This is a genomic window from Cyanobium sp. Cruz CV13-4-11 (assembly GCF_024346055.1).
GTDB lineage: Bacteria > Cyanobacteriota > Cyanobacteriia > PCC-6307 > Cyanobiaceae > Cyanobium.
This window is the reverse complement of sequence record NZ_JAGQCH010000016.1, coordinates 59,449-83,266: the sequence shown is the minus strand read 5'-3', so window position 1 is coordinate 83,266 and position 23,818 is coordinate 59,449. Positions and strand designations below refer to the sequence as shown.

General features: G+C 67.5%; 32 protein-coding genes and 2 tRNA genes. 24 read left to right on the top strand and 10 right to left on the bottom strand.

The features are described 5' to 3' along the window. The 4 genes from minE (at position 1) to KBZ12_RS12715 (ending at position 1,170) form a co-directional block, all read left to right on the top strand. The gene (minE, locus tag KBZ12_RS12730) at positions 1-393 is read left to right on the top strand and encodes a cell division topological specificity factor MinE (protein WP_254958344.1); all 393 of its coding nucleotides are present in this window, start codon (positions 1-3) and stop codon (positions 391-393) included. Positions 394-453: 60 nt separating this feature from the next. After that, positions 454-657, top strand: a complete 204-nt coding sequence (locus tag KBZ12_RS12725) for a response regulator transcription factor (protein ID WP_254958343.1) — start codon at positions 454-456, stop codon at positions 655-657. Positions 658-680: 23 nt separating this feature from the next. Further along, positions 681-752 (top strand) — tRNA-Thr (locus KBZ12_RS12720). Between the two features lie 61 nt (positions 753-813). Beyond that, the gene (locus tag KBZ12_RS12715) at positions 814-1,170 is read left to right on the top strand and encodes a hypothetical protein (RefSeq protein ID WP_254958342.1); all 357 of its coding nucleotides are present in this window, start codon (positions 814-816) and stop codon (positions 1,168-1,170) included. A gap of 6 nt (positions 1,171-1,176) precedes the next feature. Here the strand turns inward: KBZ12_RS12715 and KBZ12_RS12710 are convergent, their stop codons facing one another. The 7 genes from KBZ12_RS12710 to KBZ12_RS12680 all read right to left on the bottom strand — a co-directional run bounded on the left by KBZ12_RS12710 (position 1,177) and on the right by KBZ12_RS12680 (position 7,130). Next, positions 1,177-1,830, bottom strand: coding sequence for a TMEM165/GDT1 family protein (locus KBZ12_RS12710; protein WP_254958341.1), 654 nt, complete (start codon positions 1,828-1,830; stop codon positions 1,177-1,179). 74 nt (positions 1,831-1,904) lie between these two features. Beyond that, complete coding sequence (locus KBZ12_RS12705; RefSeq protein WP_254958340.1) at positions 1,905-2,057, bottom strand: hypothetical protein; 153 nt, start codon at positions 2,055-2,057, stop codon at positions 1,905-1,907. Then, positions 2,057-2,662, bottom strand: coding sequence for an L-threonylcarbamoyladenylate synthase (locus KBZ12_RS12700; RefSeq protein ID WP_254958339.1), 606 nt, complete (start codon positions 2,660-2,662; stop codon positions 2,057-2,059). Before KBZ12_RS12700 ends, KBZ12_RS12705 begins: the two co-directional genes overlap by 1 nt. Beyond that, a complete protein-coding gene (prmC, locus tag KBZ12_RS12695) occupies positions 2,659-3,591 on the bottom strand; it encodes a peptide chain release factor N(5)-glutamine methyltransferase (RefSeq protein WP_254958338.1) in 933 nt (310 codons plus the stop codon). Before prmC ends, KBZ12_RS12700 begins: the two co-directional genes overlap by 4 nt. A gap of 174 nt (positions 3,592-3,765) precedes the next feature. Beyond that, complete coding sequence (locus KBZ12_RS12690) at positions 3,766-5,322, bottom strand: transposase (RefSeq protein ID WP_254958337.1); 1,557 nt, start codon at positions 5,320-5,322, stop codon at positions 3,766-3,768. Positions 5,323-5,464: 142 nt separating this feature from the next. Beyond that, positions 5,465-6,628, bottom strand: coding sequence for a DNA-processing protein DprA (locus tag KBZ12_RS12685; protein ID WP_254958336.1), 1,164 nt, complete (start codon positions 6,626-6,628; stop codon positions 5,465-5,467). A 37-nt stretch (positions 6,629-6,665) separates the two neighbouring features. After that, on the bottom strand, positions 6,666-7,130 hold the full coding sequence (locus tag KBZ12_RS12680; RefSeq protein WP_254958335.1) for an acyl-CoA thioesterase: 465 nt from the start codon (positions 7,128-7,130) through the stop codon (positions 6,666-6,668). 71 nt (positions 7,131-7,201) lie between these two features. Here KBZ12_RS12680 and KBZ12_RS12675 point away from each other — a divergent pair, with 71 nt between their 5' ends. Then, positions 7,202-8,053, top strand: a complete 852-nt coding sequence (locus tag KBZ12_RS12675; protein WP_254958357.1) for a universal stress protein — start codon at positions 7,202-7,204, stop codon at positions 8,051-8,053. A 7-nt stretch (positions 8,054-8,060) separates the two neighbouring features. On the opposite strand, the gene psbM is transcribed toward KBZ12_RS12675, so the two are convergent. Together psbM and KBZ12_RS12665 are read right to left on the bottom strand one after the other, a co-directional pair. Next, positions 8,061-8,168 (bottom strand): photosystem II reaction center protein PsbM, encoded by a 108-nt coding sequence (gene psbM, locus KBZ12_RS12670; RefSeq protein WP_015109223.1) that lies wholly within the window; start codon positions 8,166-8,168, stop codon positions 8,061-8,063. 27 nt (positions 8,169-8,195) lie between these two features. After that, positions 8,196-8,696 (bottom strand): 2Fe-2S iron-sulfur cluster-binding protein, encoded by a 501-nt coding sequence (locus tag KBZ12_RS12665; RefSeq protein WP_254958334.1) that lies wholly within the window; start codon positions 8,694-8,696, stop codon positions 8,196-8,198. Between the two features lie 192 nt (positions 8,697-8,888). On the opposite strand from KBZ12_RS12665, the gene psbB reads away from it, so the two are divergent. From psbB to KBZ12_RS12605, 12 genes are all read left to right on the top strand, one after another. Then, positions 8,889-10,448, top strand: coding sequence for a photosystem II chlorophyll-binding protein CP47 (gene psbB / locus KBZ12_RS12660; RefSeq protein WP_254958333.1), 1,560 nt, complete (start codon positions 8,889-8,891; stop codon positions 10,446-10,448). A gap of 24 nt (positions 10,449-10,472) precedes the next feature. Beyond that, on the top strand, positions 10,473-10,568 hold the full coding sequence (locus KBZ12_RS12655) for a photosystem II reaction center protein T (protein WP_010314684.1): 96 nt from the start codon (positions 10,473-10,475) through the stop codon (positions 10,566-10,568). 133 nt (positions 10,569-10,701) lie between these two features. After that, entirely contained in the window at positions 10,702-11,187 is a 486-nt protein-coding gene (nrdR, locus tag KBZ12_RS12650) for a transcriptional regulator NrdR (RefSeq protein ID WP_254958332.1), read from the top strand. 126 nt (positions 11,188-11,313) lie between these two features. Then, positions 11,314-12,390 carry a 30S ribosomal protein S1 gene (locus KBZ12_RS12645; protein WP_254958331.1) on the top strand — a complete coding sequence of 359 codons (1,077 nt, stop codon included), beginning with the start codon at positions 11,314-11,316 and terminating at the stop codon, positions 12,388-12,390. Positions 12,391-12,415: 25 nt separating this feature from the next. After that, positions 12,416-13,276, top strand: coding sequence for an HAD family hydrolase (locus KBZ12_RS12640; RefSeq protein ID WP_254958330.1), 861 nt, complete (start codon positions 12,416-12,418; stop codon positions 13,274-13,276). 16 nt (positions 13,277-13,292) lie between these two features. Continuing rightward, on the top strand, positions 13,293-14,552 hold the full coding sequence (metK, locus tag KBZ12_RS12635; protein WP_254958329.1) for a methionine adenosyltransferase: 1,260 nt from the start codon (positions 13,293-13,295) through the stop codon (positions 14,550-14,552). Beyond that, positions 14,527-15,855 (top strand): FGGY-family carbohydrate kinase, encoded by a 1,329-nt coding sequence (locus KBZ12_RS12630; protein WP_254958328.1) that lies wholly within the window; start codon positions 14,527-14,529, stop codon positions 15,853-15,855. The genes metK and KBZ12_RS12630 overlap by 26 nt, the downstream gene beginning before the upstream one ends. 146 nt (positions 15,856-16,001) lie before the next feature. Next, complete coding sequence (locus KBZ12_RS12625) at positions 16,002-16,274, top strand: DUF2470 domain-containing protein (RefSeq protein ID WP_254958327.1); 273 nt, start codon at positions 16,002-16,004, stop codon at positions 16,272-16,274. Between the two features lie 261 nt (positions 16,275-16,535). Further along, entirely contained in the window at positions 16,536-16,985 is a 450-nt protein-coding gene (locus KBZ12_RS12620) for a ComF family protein (RefSeq protein ID WP_254958326.1), read from the top strand. Between the two features lie 30 nt (positions 16,986-17,015). Then, positions 17,016-17,088 (top strand) — tRNA-Phe (locus tag KBZ12_RS12615). A gap of 31 nt (positions 17,089-17,119) precedes the next feature. After that, on the top strand, positions 17,120-17,353 hold the full coding sequence (locus tag KBZ12_RS12610; RefSeq protein ID WP_254958325.1) for a hypothetical protein: 234 nt from the start codon (positions 17,120-17,122) through the stop codon (positions 17,351-17,353). Positions 17,354-17,363: 10 nt separating this feature from the next. Further along, positions 17,364-17,957 carry a chromophore lyase CpcT/CpeT gene (locus KBZ12_RS12605; protein ID WP_254958324.1) on the top strand — a complete coding sequence of 198 codons (594 nt, stop codon included), beginning with the start codon at positions 17,364-17,366 and terminating at the stop codon, positions 17,955-17,957. Positions 17,958-17,987: 30 nt separating this feature from the next. On the opposite strand, the gene KBZ12_RS12600 is transcribed toward KBZ12_RS12605, so the two are convergent. Beyond that, on the bottom strand, positions 17,988-18,416 hold the full coding sequence (locus tag KBZ12_RS12600) for a hypothetical protein (RefSeq protein WP_254958323.1): 429 nt from the start codon (positions 18,414-18,416) through the stop codon (positions 17,988-17,990). A 285-nt stretch (positions 18,417-18,701) separates the two neighbouring features. Here KBZ12_RS12600 and KBZ12_RS12595 point away from each other — a divergent pair, with 285 nt between their 5' ends. The 7 genes from KBZ12_RS12595 to cpcA (KBZ12_RS12565) all read left to right on the top strand — a co-directional run bounded on the left by KBZ12_RS12595 (position 18,702) and on the right by cpcA (KBZ12_RS12565) (position 23,745). Then, positions 18,702-19,547, top strand: coding sequence for a phycobilisome rod-core linker polypeptide (locus KBZ12_RS12595; protein ID WP_254958322.1), 846 nt, complete (start codon positions 18,702-18,704; stop codon positions 19,545-19,547). Positions 19,548-19,591: 44 nt separating this feature from the next. After that, positions 19,592-19,849 carry a phycobilisome linker polypeptide gene (locus KBZ12_RS12590; protein ID WP_015109238.1) on the top strand — a complete coding sequence of 86 codons (258 nt, stop codon included), beginning with the start codon at positions 19,592-19,594 and terminating at the stop codon, positions 19,847-19,849. A gap of 403 nt (positions 19,850-20,252) precedes the next feature. Continuing rightward, positions 20,253-20,771, top strand: coding sequence for a phycocyanin subunit beta (locus tag KBZ12_RS12585; protein ID WP_254958320.1), 519 nt, complete (start codon positions 20,253-20,255; stop codon positions 20,769-20,771). 45 nt (positions 20,772-20,816) lie between these two features. Next, positions 20,817-21,305, top strand: coding sequence for a phycocyanin subunit alpha (gene cpcA, locus KBZ12_RS12580; protein WP_015109240.1), 489 nt, complete (start codon positions 20,817-20,819; stop codon positions 21,303-21,305). Positions 21,306-21,499: 194 nt separating this feature from the next. After that, a complete protein-coding gene (locus KBZ12_RS12575; RefSeq protein ID WP_254958321.1) occupies positions 21,500-22,351 on the top strand; it encodes a phycobilisome rod-core linker polypeptide in 852 nt (283 codons plus the stop codon). A 341-nt stretch (positions 22,352-22,692) separates the two neighbouring features. After that, entirely contained in the window at positions 22,693-23,211 is a 519-nt protein-coding gene (locus KBZ12_RS12570; protein WP_254958320.1) for a phycocyanin subunit beta, read from the top strand. Between the two features lie 45 nt (positions 23,212-23,256). Beyond that, positions 23,257-23,745, top strand: coding sequence for a phycocyanin subunit alpha (gene cpcA / locus KBZ12_RS12565; protein ID WP_015109240.1), 489 nt, complete (start codon positions 23,257-23,259; stop codon positions 23,743-23,745). Positions 23,746-23,818 lie beyond the last annotated feature (73 nt).

Genomic DNA, 23,818 nt, shown 5'->3' with positions numbered 1-23,818 from the left:
ATGACGCTGTTCGATTTCATCCAACGGTTGCTGGGGCGCCAGAAACCAAGCGGCACCATGGCCAAGGAGCGGCTGCAGCTGGTGCTGGCCCACGACCGCAGTGATCTCAATCCCGAACTGCTCGAGCAGATGCGGCGCGAAATTCTCGAGGTGGTGCAGCGCTACGTGGAGATCGACATCGAGGAAGGCGACGTGAGCCTCGAAACCGAGGACCGGGTCACCGCCCTGGTGGCCAACCTGCCGATCAAGCGGGCCCGTCCCCTGCCGGCCCTGGTGGCGGCAGCCGCCGCCGTGGGCATGGCCCAGGCCCCCGACCCCGAAGCCCCGCAGGAGCTGGCCGTTCCCCTGGCCAGCGAACCGACCGAGGACCCCGCCCCCGCCGATCCGGACTGAGGCCACACGCCCGGCCGACGGCCGGCGGGAACGCTGCAGGCAGTGCAGCGATGGCAGGCCTTGGCGGACCCTTTCCTGGTAGCGATCACCCCAGCGGAGCAACGGGTGCTCGATCTGCTGCGCCGGGGCGACAGCAACCGCCACATCGCCGCCCAGCTGGTGCTGAGCCCGCGCACGGTCGAGTGCCACGTCTCCCACCTGCTGGCCAAGACCGGCTGCCGCAGCCGCACCCAGCTGCTGCTCTGGGCCCTGGCCCAGGGATAGGCTGGGCCGGGCCAAGGGCCCATGCCGGCTTAGCTCAGTGGTAGAGCAGCGCTTTTGTAAAGCGAAGGCCATCGGTTCAAATCCGTTAGCCGGCTTGCCAGGGGATGGGCGCAGCCACCGCCCTTACCATCAGCACAGCACAGCGCCCGGGAGGCCATGGCGTGCCACACCTGGCTGGTGGGAGGGCTGATCGTCCTGCATGGGGCCCTGGCCCAGGCCCCACCGCCCCCGCCGCCACCTGTTTCGCCTCAGCAGCCTGCTCAGCCGGCAGCCCGCTCCGGCGCAGAGATCCTGGGGCGTCCCGGCATCCGCACCCGCTACGCCGATCCCAGCGGTCCGGCGCCAACGGCTGGGGCCAAAACGCTTCCGGCCGTCGGCCCCCCGGAGCGCCCCCTGACGGTGCCTGTCAACGAACGGGTGGATTTCACCCCGACGATGGAGCAAGGCCCGTTCCAGCAGCCCACCTTGCGGGGGCTGTTCCGCTGGGATCTGCAGCAACCGGCCTCCCGCTGAGGGGCTCTAGCCGATCGCCTGCCAGAGCGACAGCAGGCCGAAGGCCAGAAACAGGCCGCCGCTGAGGCGGTAGAGCACCCGCTCGCTGATCCTGCCGCCGATCCACTGGCCCGCGCCCACCGCCAGCCAGGTCACCAGGGCATGGCCCAGCAGCGTGCCGGCCAGCAGGCCGGCGAAGGTGAAGGCCGGCGCCGCCGCCAGAAAAATGGTGGCGAACTGGGTGCGATCCCCCAGTTCGGCCAGGAACACCAGCACGAAGGCCTCCCAGATCACGGCACCCGGACCACGGATGCCGCCATTGCTCTCGGCGGCATCGATCGCCGCCTCGGCCTCCTGGGCCTCCTCCTTGGCGGCATCGGCGGGGAGGCCGGCGGCATCCACCAGCAACTTGACGCCGAACCCGAGGAACAGGGCCGCCGCCAGCCAAGGAACGACGGTCTGGGGCAGCCACTCCCTGAGGCCATACCCCATCCCCAGGGACAACAGGGTGACCAGACTGAGGGCCGCGAAGGCCCCGACGAACACCCAGCGGGGGCGATGGCGCGCCGCCAGGATCAGGGCCATGAAGAAGGTCTTGTCGCCCAGCTCGGCCAGGGTGATGGCGGTGAGGCTGGAGCCGAAGGCGGCGAGTCCGGGATCGCCGGCGCTGGCAAGGGTCATGGGGGCGGTCGGCACGCCTCCGTCGGCGCCAGGGGGTGGATCCGGCCGCAGGCCGGGCCTTCCGAATCAGGGCATCATGCTCCGGCGAACAGCCAGAGCAGCGACGCCAGAGCCAGCCAGGCCAACCAGCCCAGGTTGAACACGGGGGTGGCCAGATGCACCAGGGGCACCAGCAACCAATGGCTGAGGCCCACCGCCAGAAGCACCACCAGCAGGAGCGGCAGCATCAGGCGCCCCCCGGCCCCGGCGCCACGGCGGCCCCGGGCCGGAGCACGGTCCATTCGCTCCCACGGCCTGATCCCAGCTCCGACCCCCGCCAGGCCAGCACCGTGCTCGCCTGCCCGGATCCCGCCGGCCAGGGCAGGGGCTCCAGCAGGGACAGGGCGGGGAACTGGCGCTCCGCTTCGGCCGCCGTGGTGGCCGGGGGCTCGCCGGAACGGTTGGCACTGGTGGTGGCCAGGGGGCCGCTGAGGCGCAGGAGCTCCCGTGCCGGCTCGCAGGCCGGGACCCGCAGCCCCAGGCTCGTGCCGCCGGGGTGGAGATGGCTCGTCAAGGATCCGGCGATCGGAAGCACCAGGGTGACGGCCCCCGGCCAGCTGAGTCGGGCCTGCTCGATCCAGGGCTGTTGCCAGGGCACCCCAAGGGCCTCGACCAGCTGGGGCAGGTCGGCTCCCATGAGGATCAGCGGCTTGTCGGCGGGCCGTTGCTTCAGTTGCCAGAGCAGGGCGGCCGCCTCGGGACGGGCGGCCAGGGCCGGCAGGGTGTCGGTGGGAAACAGGACCGCCTCCCCCTCCGCCAGGCACCTGGCCAGTAGGGCGGCAGCGTTCGTCACCCGCCGGACCTCCAGCCACTGGCGAAGCGGGCCCGGCCCTCGAGGTCGGCATGGACCGCGAGCCGTTCCAGACCGGCGGCGCGCAGCAGCGCAGCCACCTCCTCGCTCTGGTCGTGGTGGTGCTCCAGCAGCAACAGGCCGCCAGGGGCCAGGCCCCTGGAGCTGCCGGCCACGATCGAACGGAGGGCCGCCAGCCCATCGGGGCCGCCATCGAGGGCCAGGCGGGGTTCGTGATCCCGCACCACCGGCTCCAGCGCTGAGACAGTGGCGCTGGGGATGTAGGGGGGGTTGCTCACCACCAGATCCAGCGCGCCCCACCAGGGCGCCAGCGGCTGCCACCAGTCACCCGCCAGCAGGCGGACGCGGCCCTGCAGATCCCAGCGGGCCAGATTGGCGTCGGCCTGGATCAAGGCCTCGGGGCTGGCCTCCACGGCGAAGCCACTACTGGCGGGACGGCTGCGGGCCAGGGCGATGGCCAGGCAACCGGAGCCGGTGCCCAGGTCGGCCCAGCGGCCTTCGGGGCGCTCTGCAGGCCATAGGGACAGGGCCAGATCCACCAGCAGTTCCGTTTCCTGGCGGGGGATCAGCACCCCGGGCGCCACGGGCAGCTCCAGGTCGCGCCAGGGACAGCAGCCCACCAGGTACTGCAGGGGCTCGTGGGTGCGGATGTGGCGGCGCCAGAGGGCGTCCAGCGCCTCCAGCGAGCCCTGGAGGCGGACCTCGGCCTCCGGATGGCACCACAGCGCCTGCAACTGGCTCCAGCGCAGACCGGCGCCCAGATCCAGCAGCCAGTCGAGGGCGGCGGCATCCCCACCGAGGACCAGGAGGCGGCGTCGCCAGGCCAGCAGCTCCGACGCCGTGATCAACAGGGCGTCAGGGCCATCCGCCGAGGGCGCAGGGACGGGGACCGTGCCGACCTGGGAACGCATGGAGAGAGCCTAATCAGCAGTGGCGATCTAGGCAGTGGCGATCTAGGAGCATGTTGCCCGTAGCGCCGTCGCTCACGCCATCCAGCGCAGCTCGGCACTTCTTTCTACATCGTCTTCTGACGATTTTAGTAGGCGGTTTGCTGCCTCCTGCTCAGCCGTGGGGGCCTGGCCCCCCTATCCCGTTGCCATCGCTTGCTGGCACCTCTGCTGCTTCAGGTAGCGCCATAGCTTGTTGAGGTTGTGCGTCATGCCCCAGATCGTCCATTCACTGTTCACCTTCTCCAGCCCGCGCAATAGAAACCGCCGCAGCCCTCGCGCTTCTTTGGTCTGACCAAACACCGGCTCCACGATCGTCTTGCGCTTGGCGTAGATCTCCCTCCCTTCCTTCTTGCGCAGCTTGCGAGCCATCTTGCCTTTGGCATCCAGATCTTTGGGGATGGGGCCACAGATGGCTGGCGGCGGCTGACCGTGCTTCTGCCTGCCGGTCGAGATGTGGGGGTCGGTGCCTCGCTTCTCGCAGGCAGAGACGTTGTCCTCACTCCAGTAGCCCGCATCGGCAATGAACGTCTCTGGACAGGCACCGGTGTTGGCGATCGTGCGCTCCAGCATGGGCACCAGGTGCTCCACGTCAGGAGGCTGGTTGCTGACGCCCATCGCCACGATCACCTGGTGATCGCCATCGACTGCCGCCTGGCAGTTGTAGCCCTGCAGCAAGTTCCCATCACTCTTCATGATGTGGCTGTCGGGATCAGTGAAATTCCGCTGCGCCCTGGCCTTGGGGCTGCCATCAGCCCGATGGGCAAGCCCTCGATGGGGCATGGCGTCGGCCGCCTGGGGCTCCAATCCCTCGGGCTCGTGGCCTGCCTCACGGGCCTTCTCGATAGCCAGATCCTTGGCGGTCTCTGCTTTCTTTCGTGCCTTGGCCGCTTTGTCGCGGAGCTTCTGCTGCTCGCTGGCATCCGCTTGTTCCTCCGCTACAGCGGCAGAAGCCGCAGCTGCGGCTTCTGCCGCTGTTGCCTGCTTGGTGCGATCACGGGCAGCGGCGGCTGCCGCTTCCGCCTCCAGCGCTTTGCGGGCCTGGCTGATCTTCTCCAGCCGGTCCTGGCGGCGCTGCAGCTCCTTGGGTAGATCACTGCCAAGCTTTCCCTTGCCGTACTTGCCGTCCTCCTGCGCATCCAGGATCTCGGCCTTCCGCATCAGCTCCTTGATCTCCTTCTCCAGCTGGGCCTCGGCTTTGAGCATCCGCTCATGGCTCATCGCTTTGTGCTTGCTGGCATTGGCCTGCACCCTGGTGCCATCCAGCGCCACATGACCCAGGCTCACCATCCCGGCCTTCTGGCAGAGCCGCAGAATCTGCACAAACAGCTCGCTCAGGGCCTCAAGGTTGCGGCGGCGGAACTCACTGATGCGGCTGTGATCCGGCTGCTGGTTGCCCGTCAGCACCCGGAACGCCAGATCCTCGTAACAGGCCCGTTCAATCTTGCGGGAGGAGACGATGCCGGCGCAGTAGGCATAAAGCAGTAACAACGTCATCATCCGCGGGTCAAACCCTTTCTCACCGCGGGGATCCTTGCTCTGGGCAGGGATCACGATCGCCGACAGATCCAGCTCGTCGACCAGATCCAGCAGGAAATACACCTGATGGTCAGCCGATAGCCAGTCACTCGGCGAGGCCGGCAGCAAGGAGGTCTGCCCAGGAACCCAGGGGCGGAAGGTCTTGAGCTTTTGCATGACCTATTCTTCCAGGCAGATCCATTGCTGTCACTGGGTTCTGGGAAGATTTATGGGTGTCTGTGGAGAGGTGTGGTGTTCGGAGCTGGGTGATCTATGCGCAAGAGGCTCCTAGGCAGTGGCGATCGAGGCAGTGGCGGCCTCAGCAGGGGCGCCAGCAGAGGCCGGCCTCGGCCCGCAACAGCCCAGCCAGCTCCAGCTCCAGCAGCCAGGGCATCAGCTCGGCCATGGGGCGATCCAGAGCCAGGCTCAGCTGCTCGAGGCTGGCGCCACCGCCCACCGCCTCCAGCAGCCCCTCGGCCTCCGCCCTGCGGAGCCCCCAGGCGGGGGCAGGGGCGTCTGCGGGGGGCCGCAGGGCCAGGGGCCCCCTGCCAAGCTGGCCGATCAGGTCGGCGGGGATGAGCAGGGGAGTGGCGCCCCTGGCCAGAAGACGATTGCTGCCCAAGGCCGAGGCGCGGCCAGCATCGGCGGGCACCACCCAGAGCGGCATCTCCAGCTGCCAGGCCAGCTCGGCCGAATGCAGCGCCCCACTCTCCACCGGGCACTCCACCACCACCACCGCGGCCGCCATGGCCACCAGCAGGCGGTTGCGAGCCGCGAAGCTGCCGGGCCGGACGCTGCCGCCCTCGGCCAGCTCACTCACGAGCAGGCCCTTGCGGGCCACCTCACCCTGCAGCGCCGCGTGGTGCAGGGGGTAGGCGCGGCCCAGCGGTGTGCCCAGCACCCCCACCGGGGCACCCCCAGCCGCCAGACACCCTTCATGGGCGGCCCCGTCGATGCCTTCGGCCAGACCGCTCAGCACAGGCCAGCCCGCCTCGGCCAGGGCGCCGCCGATGGCGTGGGCCATCGAGAGGCCATGCAGGGACGGACGACGGGTGCCCACCACCGCCACCGAGCGGCGCAGGCCCAGGTGGGGCCACAGGCTGCCCCGCCCCCGCCAGCACAGCTGCAGGGGTGGCCGCTGCAGCTGCCGCAGACCCGCAGGCCAGGCCCGATCCCCGGGCACCAGCACCCCACGGCCGAAGCGGCACCGGGGTGCAAAGGCCTCCAGGGGCCGGGGGCCCCAGTGACGGCGAAACCGCTCCACCGCGGCCACCAGCCCCTGCCCCAGGCCCGGCACGGCCGCCAGCTCCTCGGCGGTTGCCTGCCAGGCGGCGGCCAGCCCGCCACAGCCGGCCTCGAGGGCCCGCAGCCGCTGCCAGCCAAGGCCGGGGCATCGACTCCAGAGCAGCCACCAGAGGCGCTGCTGCCGATCCCAGACCGGGGCCCCGCGGCGGGGGAAGGCCCCCTGCACCAGCTCTCCCATGCCCGCGCCCCACCGCCTGAACAGCAGTACAAGCGTACTATGGCTGGACGGCGGCTTCGGACGGGCCGGAGCGCAGGATCGCCAGGGCCTGCTCCAGGTCCTGGGGCAATCGCCGCAGCAGGCGGCGCTGCGACGGGCCACCGGAGAGATCCACCAGCACCAGATCAACGGAGGCTTCCGCCGCCACGGCCCCATCCGGTCCCATGAATTGGCTGTGCCAGGGCAGCTTCACCCCCCGCCGCGGCAGCACCTGGCTGCGGATCTCGACGCCGTCGCCATGGAGCAGGGCCTGGCGGTAGTCGATCCGCAGGCCCACCACCGGCAACTCCAGCCCTCTGGCAGAGAGGGCGCTGTAGGCCAGGCCGGCCTGGGCCAGGGCCTCAACCCTCGCCTCCTCGAGCCAGGCCAGGTAGGCCCCGTGCCACATGACCCCGGCATGGTCGGTGTGCTGGGGCAGCACACGCCGCTGCAGGCGCCACCAGGCCTTGTCTGAACGCTGCATCACGGTCTTCACCACAGGGGATGGCGGAATAGGGATCAGCCATAGGCTGATCCCAAGCCACGTTGATGTCCGTGTTCCGCAACCTGCTGATCGCCGATTCCGGTAAGGGCCATGTCGAGGAGATGGTCCGCCTCCTGCGCGACATCCCTCCCTGCCGCCAGGCCCGGATCAACCTGCTGCACGTGATTCCCGAGCAGGGGGGGCTCGGCCTGGAAAGCCATCGCCAGCAGGCCGAGATTCTGGTGAAGGAGGCCATCGAGCGCCTCGGTCTGACACCGGGCGAGGTCAACACCGTGGTGCGCGAGGGCGACACCAAGCTGACCGTGCTGAAGGTGGCCGATGAGCTGGAGGCCGATCTGATCGTGATGGGATCGCGGGGCCTGGGGAGGCTGCAGTCGATCCTGGGCAACAGCACCAGCCAGTACGTCTTCCAGCTGTCGACCCGGCCCATGCTGCTGGTCCGCGACGACCTCTACGTGAAGGCCATCAACCGGGTCCTGGTGGCCATTGACGGCACCGGGGTGGGCGATGACGCCCTGCGGCTGGCCTGTGAGCTGGTGCAGGGGATCCCCGGCGGCAGCCTCACGGGCGTGCACGTGTCCCGCCAGGACATCACCCCGTCCCGGGGGGGGCGCACCCCAGGCGATGACGTGCTGCTGAAGGCCATCCAGCGGGCCCGCAGCTTCGGGGTGGAGATGAAGGGCCTGCACCGCACCGGTGACATCGCCCGGAGCGTCTGCGGCACCGCCGAGGACGTGAAGGCCGATCTGGTGGTGATCGCCTCCCAGGACCGTCGGCCGCTGGTGGCCCGGGGGCTGGTGGATCTCGACAAGCTGCTGGGCAGCTCAGTGAGCGACTACATCCGCGTCCATGCCCCGGCCCCGGTGCTGCTTGTGCGGGAGCCGGAAGGGCGGGCGCGCTGAACCAGAATCAGCCGCCCTGGCGGCTGTTCGTCTGGATGTAGAGAATGATCAGGAAGACGGCGGGAACCAGAACGAACAGGAGGCTGGCAACGAAGCCGAGGTCGTTGGTTTCCATGACTGCTGGAGAGGTGCTGAGAAGGTATCACCGCCCATCGGCGGGAAGGACGCCCCCTTCATCGCTCGTTGTGGATGGAGCCCCGGCTGCTTCGGGGGACGTCTCTGACGCCTCGGACTCCCCATCCTCTGGAGCGGCGGGGGGCTCGGGCCAGGCGGTGGGGCCCTCCGGCAGGGGCAGGGAACGGGCCCGACTGAGTTCTCCCTCCCGATCCCCGAGTCCCACCTGGGGCCTGGTGAGCACCATTACCGATTTCTGCACCAGGGCCTGACAGGCCAGGCGCCAGGTCTGGGGACGCCGCTTGAGCTTCAGCAGTTCCACCGAGGTCTGCTCGCTGAGGGCGTTGTCGGCGCCCCCCTCCACCACCTCGACGAAGCAGGTGATGCACTGGCCGCAGCCGCCGCAGTTGCCCAGGCGGCCCTTGAGGCCGTAGAGCTCGATGCCTTCACGCAGGGCCACCTCCCGAAGATTCTCCCCCGGGTAGCACTCCACGTCACGCTGCTCACGCACGAAGCGGATCATGGGCATGGCGGAAGCCTCACGGGGGGCGGAACGGTTCCCATTGTGAATCGCGCCGTTGCGGTCCGTTACCTGGGCCCCGTGCCGTTGCCCGCAACCCTTACCATCGCCAGCACGGATCGGTAATCACCGAGCGTCTCCTTAGCCGCCTTCGCCCCGGCGATCGGCTTCGGCAACTGTCAACCCAGACCTGACCCCCCAATGGGATTGCCCTGGTACCGGGTGCACACGGTCGTCATCAACGACCCGGGCCGACTGCTGGCCGTGCACCTCATGCACACCGCCCTGGTAGCCGGCTGGGCCGGCTCCATGGCGCTCTACGAGCTCGCGATCTTCGACCCCTCCGACCCGGTCCTCAACCCCATGTGGCGCCAGGGCATGTTCGTCATGCCCTTCATGGCCCGCCTGGGCGTGACAGGCAGCTGGGGGGGCTGGAGCGTCACCGGTGAAACCGGCGTCGACCCCGGCTTCTGGAGCTTCGAAGGCGTGGCCGCCGCCCACATCATCTTCAGTGGCCTGCTTTTCCTGGCCGCCATCTGGCACTGGACCTACTGGGATCTCGAGATCTGGCAGGACCCCCGCTCCGGGGAGCCAGCTCTCGACCTGCCCAAGATCTTCGGCATCCACCTGCTGCTGGCGGGCCTGGGCTGCTTCGGCTTCGGCGCCTTCCACCTCACCGGGGTCTTCGGACCGGGGATGTGGATCTCGGATCCGTACAGCCTCACAGGCCACCTCGAAGCGGTACAGCCCTCCTGGGGACCTGAAGGCTTCAACCCCTTCAACCCTGGGGGGATCGTGGCCCACCACATCGCCGCCGGCATCGTGGGCATCATCGCCGGCATCTTCCACATCACCACCCGACCGCCGGAACGCCTCTACAAGGCGCTCCGCATGGGCAACATCGAGACGGTGCTGGCCAGCGCCATCGCGGCGGTGTTCTTCGCGGCCTTCATCGTGGCCGGAACCATGTGGTATGGCTCAGCGGCCACCCCCGTGGAGCTGTTCGGCCCCACCCGCTACCAGTGGGATCAGAACTACTTCAAGACGGAGATCAATCGTCGCGTCCAGACGGCCCTGGACAACGGCGCCACCAAGGAAGAGGCTTACGCGGCTATTCCCGAGAAGCTGGCCTTCTTCGACTACGTCGGCAACAGTCCCGCCAAAGGCGGTCTGTTCCGGGTCGGCCCGATGATCAACGGTGACGGCCTGCCCACCTCCTGGATCGGGCACATCTCCTTCACCGACAAGGAGGGCCACGACCTCGAAGTCCGTCGCCTGCCCAACTTCTTCGAGAACTTCCCGGTGGTCCTCCAGGACCAGCAGGGCATCGTCCGCGCCGACATCCCCTTCCGTCGTGCCGAGGCGAAGTACTCCTTTGAACAGCAGGGCGTGACGGCCACCGTCTACGGCGGTGCCCTCAACGGTCAGACGTTCACCGATCCCGCCGACGTCAAGCGACTGGCCCGCAAGGCCCAGCTCGGCGAGGCCTTCGAGTTCGACCGCGAGACCTACCACTCCGACGGCACCTTCCGCAGTTCCCCCCGCGGCTGGTTCACTTTCGGCCATGCCTGCTTCGCTCTGCTCTTCTTCTTCGGCCACATCTGGCACGGTGCCCGCACCCTCTACCGTGATGTCTTCGCCGGTATCGACCCCGATCTCGGTGAGCAGGTGGAATTCGGTCTGTTCGCCAAGCTGGGCGACCGTTCCACCCGACGCCTGCCCGAGGGCTTCGTGCCCCCGGCCGGCTCCCCCCTCAGCTGACCGCCAGCCCCCCCGAGGATTCCCATGGAGAGCTTCGCCTACATCCTGATCCTGGCCCTGGCCATTTCCACGCTCTTTTTCGCGATCGCCTTCCGCGATCCCCCGAAAATCGGCAAGTGACCACGCTTCCAGATTGATTCAACCCCTGGGCAACCAGGGGTTTTTTCTTGCCTAGGCCCCCACCTTGAAGGCAAGCCCTTCTCTTTGTGCGCGTAGCTGTTTACACTCCAAACACTTGGAAGCGTGCCCAGGGATGCAATGTCCCTCCTGCCAACACACCGATAGCCGTGTTCTGGAATCAAGGGCCGCCGATTCCGGACGCAGTGTGCGGCGACGCAGGGAGTGCCTCAACTGTGATTTTCGCTTCACCACCTACGAACGGGTCGAGACTGTCCCGATCACCGTGGTCAAGCGCAACGGCAGCAGGGAAACCTTCAACCGCAGCAAACTGCTGCATGGTCTGCTGAGGGCCTGCGAGAAAACAGGCCTCGAACCCTCCCGGCTGGAGGCCGTCGTCGACGACATCGAACTGGTGCTGCAGCAGCGGGCCGGCCGCGAGGTGAGCAGCAACGAGATCGGGGAACTGGTGCTGCAGCGCCTGCGGGAGATGAGCGAAGTCGCCTACGTGCGCTTCGCCTCCGTCTACCGCCAGTTCCAGGGCGTCAGCGATTTTGTGGCCACCCTGGAAGGCCTGGGGAACCGGGGCAAGACCAAGAACCGCCTGGTGGTGGTCGGCTGAGGCCGGTTCCAGCCCGTTGAAAGGCTGGCCTGCCGGCCCATTGATAGAGTGATCGATCGGGTGTGCGCTGCAGGCGGGCAGTCACCCCGTTCCTTCGCACTGCCACCGGCAGACCGCCCCAGCTCCATGACCCTCACTCCTTCTTCCGAAGCCGACACCCTCGAGGCCCTCACGCCGATCAGCAGCGAGGAGGCCGCCGACATCGAGATCACAGCGGAACTCGATCTGGCGATCCCGGAAGAGGTGCCCAGCGCCGACGACTCCAGCAGCAGGGTCAGCGCTCGGGACGGCGACGGTGTGGGCTTCACGCTGGACGAGTTCGCGGCTCTGCTCAGCAAGTACGACTACAACTTCAAGCCGGGTGACGTCGTCAACGGCACCGTGTTCGCCCTTGAATCAAAGGGCGCCATGATCGACATCGGCGCCAAGACCGCCGCCTTCATGCCTCTCCAGGAGGTTTCCATCAACCGGGTCGAGCATCTCTCCGACGTGCTCGAGCCCGGAGAAGTACGCGAATTCTTCATCCTCAGCGAGGAGAACGAGGACGGCCAGCTCACCCTTTCGGTGCGCCGCATCGAGTACCAGCGTGCCTGGGAGCGGGTGCGACAGCTGCAGAAGGAAGACGCCACCATCTACAGCGAAGTGTTCGCCACCAACCGCGGCGGCGCGCTGGTGCGGGTGGAGGGCCTGCGGGGCTTCATCCCCGGCAGCCACATCAGCACCCGCAAGGCCAAGGAGGAGCTCGTGGCCGACTTCCTCCCCCTCAAGTTCCTCGAGGTGGACGAAGAGCGCAACCGCCTGGTGCTCAGCCATCGCCGCGCCCTGGTGGAGCGCAAGATGAATCGCCTCGAAGTGGGCGAAGTGGTGCTGGGAACCGTTCGGGGCATCAAGCCCTACGGCGCCTTCATCGACATCGGTGGTGTCAGCGGCCTGCTACACATCTCCGAGATCAGCCACGAGCACATCGAGACGCCCCACACGGTGCTCAATGTCAACGATCAGATGAAGGTGATGATCATCGATCTCGACGCCGAGAGGGGCCGGATCTCGCTGTCCACCAAGGCCCTCGAGCCGGAACCCGGCGACATGCTGAGCGATCCCCAGAAGGTGTTCGACAAGGCTGAGGAAATGGCCGCCCGCTACAAGCAGATGCTGCTGGAGCAGGCGGAGGACAACGAGCCCATGGGCGTCTCGCTCGAATGAACCCCCTGGCTGCGGCCCTCTGACGATGGTGCTTCTGTCGTTGCGGGGCCTACCCCTTCCCTGCGGGGATCGTCAACTGGAGGCGGTGCTGTTTGACAAGGACGGCACCATCAGCCACAGCGAGCCCATGCTCGTGGCCCTGGCCCAGGCCAGGGTCTTTCACTGTCTGGCCCTCGCCGATCTGGCCACCGACGACCCGGAGCGGCACCGCGACCTGGGCGACCTGCTCCACCGCGCCTACGGCCTTGCTTCTGAAGGCGTCCATCCCGCCGGCACCATGGCGGTGGCCAGCCGCGACCAGAACCTGGTGGCCACCGCCACCACCCTCGTGCAGGTGGGCCTGGGCTGGCCCGAAGCCCTGGCCATGGCCGAAGCCGTCTTCGCCCGCACCGACGCCCTGCACGGCCAGGGAAGCGAGCAGCGGCCAGCCCCCACCGCCGGCCTGCGCCCGTTGCTGGAGTCCCTGCGGCTGGCGGGGGTTCGCTGTGCCGTGATCAGCAACGACCATATCGATGGCATCGAAGCGTTCCTGGCCGCCCATGATCTGGTGTCCTACGTGCAGGCCATCTGGAGCGCGGAACACCAGCCCCGCAAGCCTGACCCCGCCGCCGTCCATGGCCTGTGCGCCGAACTGGGCGTGGCCGTGGAGAGCTGCGCCCTGATCGGCGACGCCAACAGCGACCTGCGCATGGCCCGTGCCGCCGGGGTGCCGGTGGTGCTGGGCTACCGGGCCGGCTGGCGGCGGCCGGTGGATCTGGATGACTCCTTCCTGCAGCTGGATCACTGGAAAGAGCTTGCTGTTGTAGCTGAAGTCACATTGCCGCTGGCTGGTCCGTCCATCCCTGGCGGGGCCCGGCCAACCGTTGGGAATAAGCTCACCCATTGATTGATGCCACCCCCCTATGAGCCGTTTCGTCTTCACCTCGGAATCGGTGACGGAAGGCCACCCCGACAAAATCTGCGACCAGGTTAGCGATGCCGTGCTCGACGCCCTGCTGGCCCAGGACCCCGCCAGCCGGGTGGCCTGCGAGACCGTGGTCAACACCGGCCTCTGCCTGATCACGGGGGAAGTCACCACCAACGCGCAGGTCGACTTCAACACCCTGGTGCGGGGCGTGATCGAACAGATCGGCTACAGCGGTGCCCGCGCCGGTGGCTTCGATGCCAGGAGCTGCGCCGTGCTGATCGCCCTCGATCAACAGTCGCCGGACATCGCCCAGGGCGTGGATGAGGCCGACGACCACGCCGGCGACCCCCTCGACAAGGTGGGCGCCGGCGACCAGGGAATCATGTTCGGCTACGCCTGCGACGAAACCCCGGAGCTGATGCCCCTGCCCATCAGCCTGGCCCACCGGCTGGCCCTCCGGCTGGCCCAGGTGCGCCACGACGGCAGCCTCGGCTACCTGCTCCCCGACGGCAAGACCCAGGTGAGCGTGGAGTACGAGGACAACCGTCCCGTGGCGATCGACACGATCCTCATCTCCACCCAGCACACCGCTGAAGTGGCGGGCCTCAGCGATGAGAAGGCGGTGCAGCAGCGCATCAAGGACGACCTCTGGACGCATGTGGTGCTGCCCGCCACGGCCGATCTGTCCCTCCAGCCCTCCAAGGAGGGCACCCGCTTCTACGTGAACCCCACCGGCAAGTTCGTCGTGGGCGGCCCCCAGGGCGACGCCGGACTGACCGGGCGCAAGATCATCGTGGACACCTACGGCGGCTATGCCCGCCACGGCGGCGGCGCCTTCTCCGGCAAGGACCCCACCAAGGTCGACCGCTCCGCCGCCTACGCGGCCCGCTACGTGGCCAAGTCGCTTGTGGCGGCAGGTCTTGCCCACAAGGCCGAAGTGCAGCTCAGCTACGCCATCGGCGTGGCCCGGCCCGTGAGCATTTTGGTGGAGAGCTTCGGCACCGGAGCCCTCGACAATGCCGACCTCACCGCCCTGGTGCAGGAGCATTTCGACCTGCGGCCCGGCGCGATCATCGAGGCCTTCGGCCTGCGGGAACTGCCCCAGCAGCGGGGCGGCCGCTTCTACCAGGACGTGGCGGCCTACGGCCACTTCGGCCGCAAGGACCTCGACCTTCCCTGGGAGGACGTGACCGCCATCGCCGCCACCCTGAAGCAGGCCACGGCGAGCCGTGTCAGCGCTGTTTCTGGGGGTTGACCTCGGCAGCAGCGGCCTGCGCCTGGCCGTTCTGGCGGAAGCCGGTGCCGCCGGCGGCCAGCCGGACGACCCGCTGCTGAGTCGGCAGTCCCCCTACCCCGGTCGGCTGGAAGAGCCGGGTGCCTGGCGGCAGGGGCTGATCGCGCTGCTGGCCACCGTTCCCGAAGCGCTCCGCCGCCGGGCCCGTGCCATCGCCATCGATGGCACCTCCGGCACCCTGCTGGCCTGCGGGGCCGATGGCCGCCTGCTGCCGCCGCCCCTGGACCAGGCCCTGCCCTACCACCTGGCCTGCACGGAACAGTCCGGGGCCATCGCGGCGCTTCTGGGGCAGGCGTCCGCCGGCGTCCCCAGCCATCCGGCCGCCAGCCCCAGCGGCAGCCTGGCCCGGGCCCTGCGCCTGCTGGCCCTGGCCAGGGAGGCGGGCCTTGCTCCGGGCCTGGTGCTGCGCCACCAGGCCGACTGGCTGATCGGCTGGTTGCTGGACGACTGGCGCTGGGGCGAGGAGGGCAACAACGTGCGCCTGGGCTGGGACCTGGAGCAGGGAACCTGGCTCGCCGGTGTGGCGTCAGGCCTGGGCGTCGAGACGCTGCCTCAGATCCGCTCCAGCGGCAGCTTGCTGGGCCCGCTCGCCCCTGCGGCGGCGGCGTGCCTGGGCCTGCCCGGGGACTGCCAGGTGGTGGCCGGCAGCACCGATGCCAATGCCGCCGTGCTGGCCGCCGACCCCCAGGCCAGTGATGGCATCGCCGTGCTGGGCACCACCCTGGTGCTGAAACAGTTCGTGGCGGCGCCCCTGACCGGCGTCGGTCTCAGCAACCACCGGGTGGCCGGCCGCTGGCTGGCGGGGGGGGCCTCCAACGCAGGCGCCGCAGTGCTACGCCACTTCTTCGACGACGAACGGATCGCGGAGCTGAGCCGCCAGATCACTCCAGACCGCCCGACGGGGCTGAAGCTGCTCCCCCTGAGCCGCAAAGGTGAACGTTTTCCCGTGGACGACCCGGAGCTGAAGCCGATCCTGGAACCGAGGCCCGTCAGCGATGTCCGCTACCTGCAGGCCCTGCTCGAGGGCCTCACCGCCATTGAGGCGACGGGCTGGCAACGGCTGCGGCAGCTGGGGGCACCGGCCCTGCAGCGGGTGATCAGCGTCGGTGGCGGCGCCCGCAACAGCCAGTGGCGGGCCCTGCGGACGCGCGCCCTGGGGATCCCGGTGCTGAACCGACCGAAACGCACGGCGGCCCTGGGCATGGCCCTGCTGGCCAGGGCCAGCTTCAGGATGGAGATCGAATCCCCACCCCTACGGCCATGAACGAACGCCTCAGTTCGATCGTCTCCATCGCGCTGTTCATCGTGCTGGCCGGCTTTGTGGGGTTCAGCGGAGTGCGGCTGGGCCTGCTGCTCTGGCAGCGGTTCGCCGGCGCCTGAGCGCAGAATCCCCCCATCCGCTTCCACCCCATGGCCGCCGACCCCCTCACCACCGCGGTGAGCGACCGCATCTGCAAGCACATGAACGACGACCACGCAGAGGCCGTCCTGGCCTATGCCCGCCACTACGGCGGCTGCACCGAGGCCCAGGAGGCCCGGATGGTGGCCGTGGAGCCCGAGGCGATGCGCCTCGAGGTGGATGGTGCCCCCGTGGAGGTGCCCTTCGACCACACTCTCAGCGACAGCGAGGACGCCCACCGCACCCTGGTGGCCATGCTGCGGTCGCTCCCCGGGAAAGCTTGAAGCAGCGACTGCGCCGCCCAGTGCGGCGCCAGACCCCTGACCCTCCTCGCCCGCCTGGGACGGCTGCCCCTCGACTGGATCGCCGCCACCCCCTGCCCCCTGTGTCGCGGCCTGCAGCCGCCTCAGCACGGCGCCGGCACCCCCTGCCCCACCTGCCGCCGCCAGCTCCCCCTGCCGGCCGGGGGCCAGCGGGGCAACGAGCCCCTGCTGTGGTGGGCGGCCGGGTCCTACGACGGAGAGCTGCGACGGGTATTGCTCGGGTTGCGACAGCGGCCTGAGGAGTCCCGGATCGCCGCCCTGGTCCGGGTGCTGGCGGAGGGGCTGCCCCAGTGGCGGCGGCGGCCGCTGCTGGTGCCGGTGCCGAGCTGGAAACGGCGCGGCAACCCCCTGCCCGCCCTGGTGTGCCGCCAGCTCGTCCGCCAGCTGGGCTATCGCCACGACAACCTGCTGGAACGGTCGCGGCCGGTGCTTGGCCAGCATCACCTGAAGCGAGCCATGCGCCTGGCCAACCAGGACGGTGCCTTCCACTGCCGCCGCGGTCCCCGCCCTGGCGAAGCCACGGGACGGCCGGTCCTGATCGTCGATGACATCCTCACCAGCGGTGCCACCGGGTGCAACGCCGCCCTGGCCCTGGAAACGCTCGGCTGGCCGGTGGTGGGGATGCTCTGCCTGGCCCGCACCCCACGGTCCCGATCCCGCAGCGGGCCGTGATCTAAGATCCGAGTGTCGCTTCGGCGACGGGCCGGGATAGCTCAGTTGGTAGAGCAGGCGACTGAAAATCGCCGTGTCCCCAGTTCAAATCTGGGTCCTGGCATTGCGTGCGGACTGCGCTGCAGCCCATCACCATGCCCCAGCCGCCTTCGACATCCAGCCAGATCTTCAACAACGCCGACAGCTTTGCCCAGGCGTTTGATGAAGCCTGGCAGGCCCACAGCCGCCAGGATCCGTCCCACGGTCTGTCGGCTGCGGAAAAGCTCGAGGCCATCCTCGGCTCCGTGGCCGACCACCCCTTCGCCCAGGGCGATCCGGCCACGGCCCGCCAGGTGGGCGCCTTCCGGATCCGCCTGCTCGACCTCTAGGTTGCGCCCCATGAGCAGCTCCCTCGCCCGCCTCATCCAGCAGCTGAGCGCTGGCTTCAGCAACCAGGCCCAGGCCTTCGACAACCCGCCCATCTACGCCCACATCCTGGTCAAGTTCCGGCCGCTGCCCCAGCTGGCGCCGGGTTCGCTGCTCCTCGAGCAGACCTACGCCATCACCCCAGGCACTCCTTACCGGATTCGGGTGCTCCGGGCCGAACAGCGCGACGGCGCGCTGATCATCCACAACCAGGCCCTGCGCGACGAACAGCGTTTCTGGGGTGCCATCGAAGACGAAGGGCGACGCCAGACCATTGGCGACGCCGACCTGCTGCCCCTGGAAGGCTGCACCTATGTGGTGCGGGAGGTGGGCGAAGGTTTCAGTGGCGAAGTGGAGCCCGGTTGCCGTTGCCTTGTGGAACGCAAGGGCAGCCTCGCCTATCTGGTCAGCAGCTTCGAGATCGACCCCCGGGGCATGCGCACCATCGATCGGGGCCACGATCCGGCGACCCATGAGCAGCTGTGGGGATCGCTGGCCGGGCCGTTCGAATTCGAGCGCACCCACGACTACAGCGGCGACATCCCCCCGGCCTGGCTCGAGAACTGACGGCTTAAGCCTGGGAGGCGTCCCGGGCCTTCAGCCGGCGATCAGTTCGTCCATGAAGGGCTGCTCCCCCTCGTCGAGGAAGGGGTCGATCTCCTCCGGGCCCAGATCGAAGCTTTCCTCCTCCTTATGGGAGCCGGGCAGCTCCTGCTGCAGCGCCGGCGGCTGCACCGCCTGCAGATGGCGGGACCCCCCGTTGCGATCCAGACCGCGAAGCGCCGCCTCGATCCTGGCCAGTCGCTCTTCGGTGTCGCCCAGCCGCTGATCCATGGCCACCCCATGGGCCGCTTCGAGGCCGGCGACCTCCTGCAGACGCTCGCCGATCCGCTCGTCATGGCCCTCCAGCCGTTCCTCGAGCTCCAACAGGCGGTAAGTGAGCGCTTCGGCGACCTGGGAGAGGACCTGCAACTGGTCCGCGAGCCGTAGGGAGGCGTCCTCGGACAGGGGCACAACAGCAGTCATGACGGCACCGGGATGATGGCCGGATGGTATCGGCGTGGGGCCAGTCCGCCAGGGGGCACAACGCCGGGGGCTGACGGGGTCGGGCAGGCAGCCCCGGTCGGGGGGTTTGTAACGATTCTGAAAACCCTGTCGTGGCGAGCGGACAGGCCCATAGGATCCGCCTTGCAGCCCATGATCGGGACGTTTGCTGCAGCCGTCCTCGAAGGCGTCTGCCGACCGCGCAGTGGCCACTCGCCCTGCCCTCCGACCTCCTAACCAACGCTTCTCCCTCCGGCCCCCACGCTCATGACACTTGCCAACGCTGCCTATCTGGGCATCGAGCGTTTCTCCAGCGACCGCAACAAGGAAAACTGGACAAACGCCACCGAAAACGACAAGGCCGCCCTGATCCGCGCCGTTTACAAGCAGGTGCTCGGTAACCAGTACGTGATGGCCAGCGAGCGGCTCACGGGACCGGAGTCCCTGTTCAAGCGCGGCTATCTCAGCGTGAGGGAGTTCGTCCGGCAGGTGGCCAAAAGCGGCCTTTACAAGGCCAAGTTCTTCGAGAACTGCAATCCCTACCGCTTCATTGAGCTGAACTTCAAGCATCTCCTGGGCCGGGCTCCCCAGAACAAGGCCGAGATGCTGCACCACTTCACGATCCTGCAGGAGCAGGGCTACGACGCCGAGATCGATTCCTACATCGACAGCGCCGAGTACCAGAACCGCTTCGGCGAAGAGGTGGTGCCCTACCTGCACGGCTGGGACTATTCCTCCGGCCAGCAGGGCCTGCAGTTCTCCTACATGCTCCAGCTCACCCGGGGCGTGGGCGCCTCGGTGCGGGGCGACCTGCTCAAGAACCAGTCCCGCCTGAATCCCTCCGTGCATGCGGAAGCCCCCATGCCGGTGGTGAGCCCCAACGCCCGCGGCAGCGTGTTCCGCAAGGTCAGCACCGATGGCCTCACACGGCAGGGCGTGGGAGCCGGCGAAGAGGGCCGCACCTTCCGGGTGGAGATCTCCGGCTTCAACAACTACCGCCTGCACAAGCGCAGCAACCGGGTGCGCTTCATCCCCTTCAACAAGCTGCTGCAGACCCAGCAGCAGATCCTCCGGGAAGGCGGCCGCATCGCCAGCATCACCCCGGTCAACTGAACCGGGTTTCCCGTCCAGCCCTTTCCCCCTACCCCACCGAATCCATGAAGGTTTCCGCAGGTACCCGAGGCACCGGCCTCAACAGTTCCCGCCAGGTGGCGTTCACCGTCACCGGCGTCAACAACAACGACTATTCCCGCACGGCGGACATGGTCATGAACGTGCCGTTCACCCGCATGAACGAGACCATGCGCCTGGTCCACGCCATGGGCGGCAAGATCGTCAGTGTCTCGGTGACCGGCGGTGGCACTGGCTCTGAAGCGCCGGCCCCCCGCAAGGGCAAGGCAAAGGCCGAAGGCTGAAGCCATTCCTCGGTCCGACGCTTTGATGGGGTCCCCTCCGTGGGGGCCCTTTTTCATGGGCCAGGTTTGAGGCTCTGATTCGAGGCTCGGAACGGCGCGCCGTACACCCATCCGCCGGATGGACCGTCCAGGCTGAACGCCAGCGGCCGGAGAGTGGGCCAGACCCACTGCGGCCGTGCGGATCCTGGCGGTGGTGACCATTTATGAAGTCGCTCCCATCCACCGGGTGTCGTCACCAACAATGGGTAGGTCTTTCGGAGCGATGCCCGGCCCAGGCCAGGCGATCATCGAAAGCAACGACGCAGTCGACGTCGGCCAGGCCACCACCGGGCTGACGCACCAGACTCACCCCCCTTACCCACCCAAAGCCCGACGTTCGACGTCGAGAACAGGAGCTAACTCAATGTTCGACGCCTTCACCAAGGTCGTTGCTCAGGCTGATGCCCGCGGCGAATTCCTCAACGCTGGTCAGATCGACGCCCTGGCGTCGATGGTTGCCGAGAGCAACAAGCGTATGGATTCCGTGAACCGCATCACCTCCAACGCTTCCAAGATCGTCACCAACGCGGCCCGCGAGCTGTTCGATCAACAGCCCGCCCTGATCGCCCCCGGCGGCAACGCTTACACCCATCGCCGCATGGCTGCCTGCCTGCGCGACATGGAGATCGTTCTCCGCTACGTCACCTACGCCATCTTCACCGGTGACGCTTCCGTCCTGGAAGACCGTTGCCTCAACGGCCTCCGCGAGACCTACCTGGCCCTCGGCGTCCCCGGCGCTTCCGTGGCCGAAGGCATCCGCAAGATGAAGGACGCCGCCATCGCCATCGCCAACGATCGCAACGGCATCACCCAGGGCGACTGCGCCTCCCTGATGTCCGAAATCGGCACCTACTTCGATCGCGCAGCAGCTGCTGTCGCCTGATCGCGCTTCATCGTTCGGTTCACCTTCCCATCCAACCCCCTTCTCATGAAGACTCCCCTCACCGAGGCCGTCGCAGCCGCTGATTCCCAGGGCCGCTTCCTGTCCAACACCGAGCTCAACGCCGCCTTCGGTCGCTTCGAGCGCGCCAAGAACGCCCTGGAAGCTGCCAAGGCCCTCACCGCCAACGCCGACTCCCTGGTGAACGGCGCCGCCCAGGCCGTCTACAACAAGTTCCCCTACACCACCCAGATGCAGGGGAGCAACTACGCCTCCGACGCCCGCGGCAAGGCCAAGTGTGCCCGTGACATCGGCTACTACCTCCGCATGGTCACCTACTGCCTCGTGGCTGGTGGCACCGGCCCCATGGATGAGTACCTCGTGGCTGGTCTCGACGAGATCAACCGCACCTTCGAACTCTCCCCCTCTTGGTACGTGGAAGCCCTGACCTACATCAAGGCCAACCACGGTGTCTCCGGCGACGCCGGCGTCATCGCCAACAACTACATCGATTACGCCATCAGCGCCCTCGTTTGAGTCGCTTCGCTCTTCGATTCCTCTGGGTCCCTTCCGGGACCCTTTTTTTTGGCCCGATTCGCCTCGCGGAGGACCGCCTGGGATCGGGCGCTGTAACGTTCGAACCGTTTGGCGAAATCCTGTGCTGACTTCCTCATAAGCTCAGAGCGGTGCACCGTACGCGTGCAGTCCTCCCCCTTTCTGGCCCGCCATCCATGACCCTCGTCAATGCGCCCTATCTGGGCATCGAACGCTTCGCGAACGACCGCAACAAGGAAAACTGGTCGAATGCGTCCGATCAGGACAAGACCACCATCATCCGCACGGTCTATCAGCAGGTGCTCGGTCGGCAATACATCATGGAGAGCGAGCGCCTCGAGGGTGCCGAGTCCCTGTTCCGGAACGGCTATCTGAGTGTGCGCGAGTTCGTGCGTGCGGTGGCCAAGAGTGGTCTGTACCGATCGAAGTTCTTCGAGAATTGCAATCCCTATCATTTCATCGAGCTGAACTTCAAGCATCTGCTGGGCCGCGCTCCCCAGAACAAAGCGGAGATGCTGCATCACTTCACCATCCTGCAGGAAGAGGGTGTGGAAGCCGAGATCGATTCCTACATCGATAGTGCTGAATATCAGGAGCGCTTCGGGGAAGAAGTTGTCCCCTATCTGACCGGTTGGGACTACTCAGCCGGCCAGCAGGGTCGGCAGTTCTCCTGGCTGATGCAACTGGCCCGGGGCGCGGCCGCTTCGGTGAAAGGGGATACCGCCGGCACCAACTTCCGACTCGGCAACGCCCTGCACCAGGACCGCGCCGTTCCGGTGGTGAGCCCCAACGCCAAGGGATCGGCTTACCAGCCCAGCCGGGTGGCCAATGAATCGATCACCAAGATGGCCAAGGGAATCGGCCAGAAGGCCAAGGTGTATCGCATCGAAGTCACCGGACTGAGCGAGTACCGCCTGCACAAGCGCAGCAACACCGTTCGCTTCGTGCCCTTTGACAAACTGCTGGAGGCCCAGCAGATGATCCACCGTCAGGGTGGCCGGGTCGCCAGCGTGAGCCCGGTGAACTGACCGTTAGGTCGCTGGTTTCTCCTCCACGACTTCACCCCCTCGGCATCACGCCGAAGGGGGTTTTTCATGGGTCGTCTGCATGCATGCGCGCCAGGACAGCGACGGGTCGACTGTTCAGGAAGGCACAGATGAGAGGGACAATGGCGTACCCAACGGCCCTACGACTGCAGTCAGCCAGAGAAATCGAGCCATGACGGATGTCCCTTTGTAAACCAAACGGATCCTGGGGCGATTCTTTCTGACAATAGGCCCGTGCCCAGCACAGGTGAACGTCCTTGGCGTTCCCACCCCCTTACCCACCCAAAGCCCGACGTTCGACGTCGAGAACAGGAGCTAACTCAATGTTCGACGCCTTCACCAAGGTCGTTGCTCAGGCTGATGCCCGCGGCGAATTCCTCAACGCTGGTCAGATCGACGCCCTGGCGTCGATGGTTGCCGAGAGCAACAAGCGTATGGATTCCGTGAACCGCATCACCTCCAACGCTTCCAAGATCGTCACCAACGCGGCCCGCGAGCTGTTCGATCAACAGCCCGCCCTGATCGCCCCCGGCGGCAACGCTTACACCCATCGCCGCATGGCTGCCTGCCTGCGCGACATGGAGATCGTTCTCCGCTACGTCACCTACGCCATCTTCACCGGTGACGCTTCCGTCCTGGAAGACCGTTGCCTCAACGGCCTCCGCGAGACCTACCTGGCCCTCGGCGTCCCCGGCGCTTCCGTGGCCGAAGGCATCCGCAAGATGAAGGACGCCGCCATCGCCATCGCCAACGATCGCAACGGCATCACCCAGGGCGACTGCGCCTCCCTGATGTCCGAAATCGGCACCTACTTCGATCGCGCAGCAGCTGCTGTCGCCTGATCGCGCTTCATCGTTCGGTTCACCTTCCCATCCAACCCCCTTCTCATGAAGACTCCCCTCACCGAGGCCGTCGCAGCCGCTGATTCCCAGGGCCGCTTCCTGTCCAACACCGAGCTCAACGCCGCCTTCGGTCGCTTCGAGCGCGCCAAGAACGCCCTGGAAGCTGCCAAGGCCCTCACCGCCAACGCCGACTCCCTGGTGAACGGCGCCGCCCAGGCCGTCTACAACAAGTTCCCCTACACCACCCAGATGCAGGGGAGCAACTACGCCTCCGACGCCCGCGGCAAGGCCAAGTGTGCCCGTGACATCGGCTACTACCTCCGCATGGTCACCTACTGCCTCGTGGCTGGTGGCACCGGCCCCATGGATGAGTACCTCGTGGCTGGTCTCGACGAGATCAACCGCACCTTCGAACTCTCCCCCTCTTGGTACGTGGAAGCCCTGACCTACATCAAGGCCAACCACGGTGTCTCCGGCGACGCCGGCGTCATCGCCAACAACTACATCGATTACGCCATCAGCGCCCTCGTTTGAGTCGCTTCGCTCTTCGATTCCTCTGGGTCCCTTACGGGACCTTTTTTTTGGCTGAATCCCCCGGGCCGCGGGG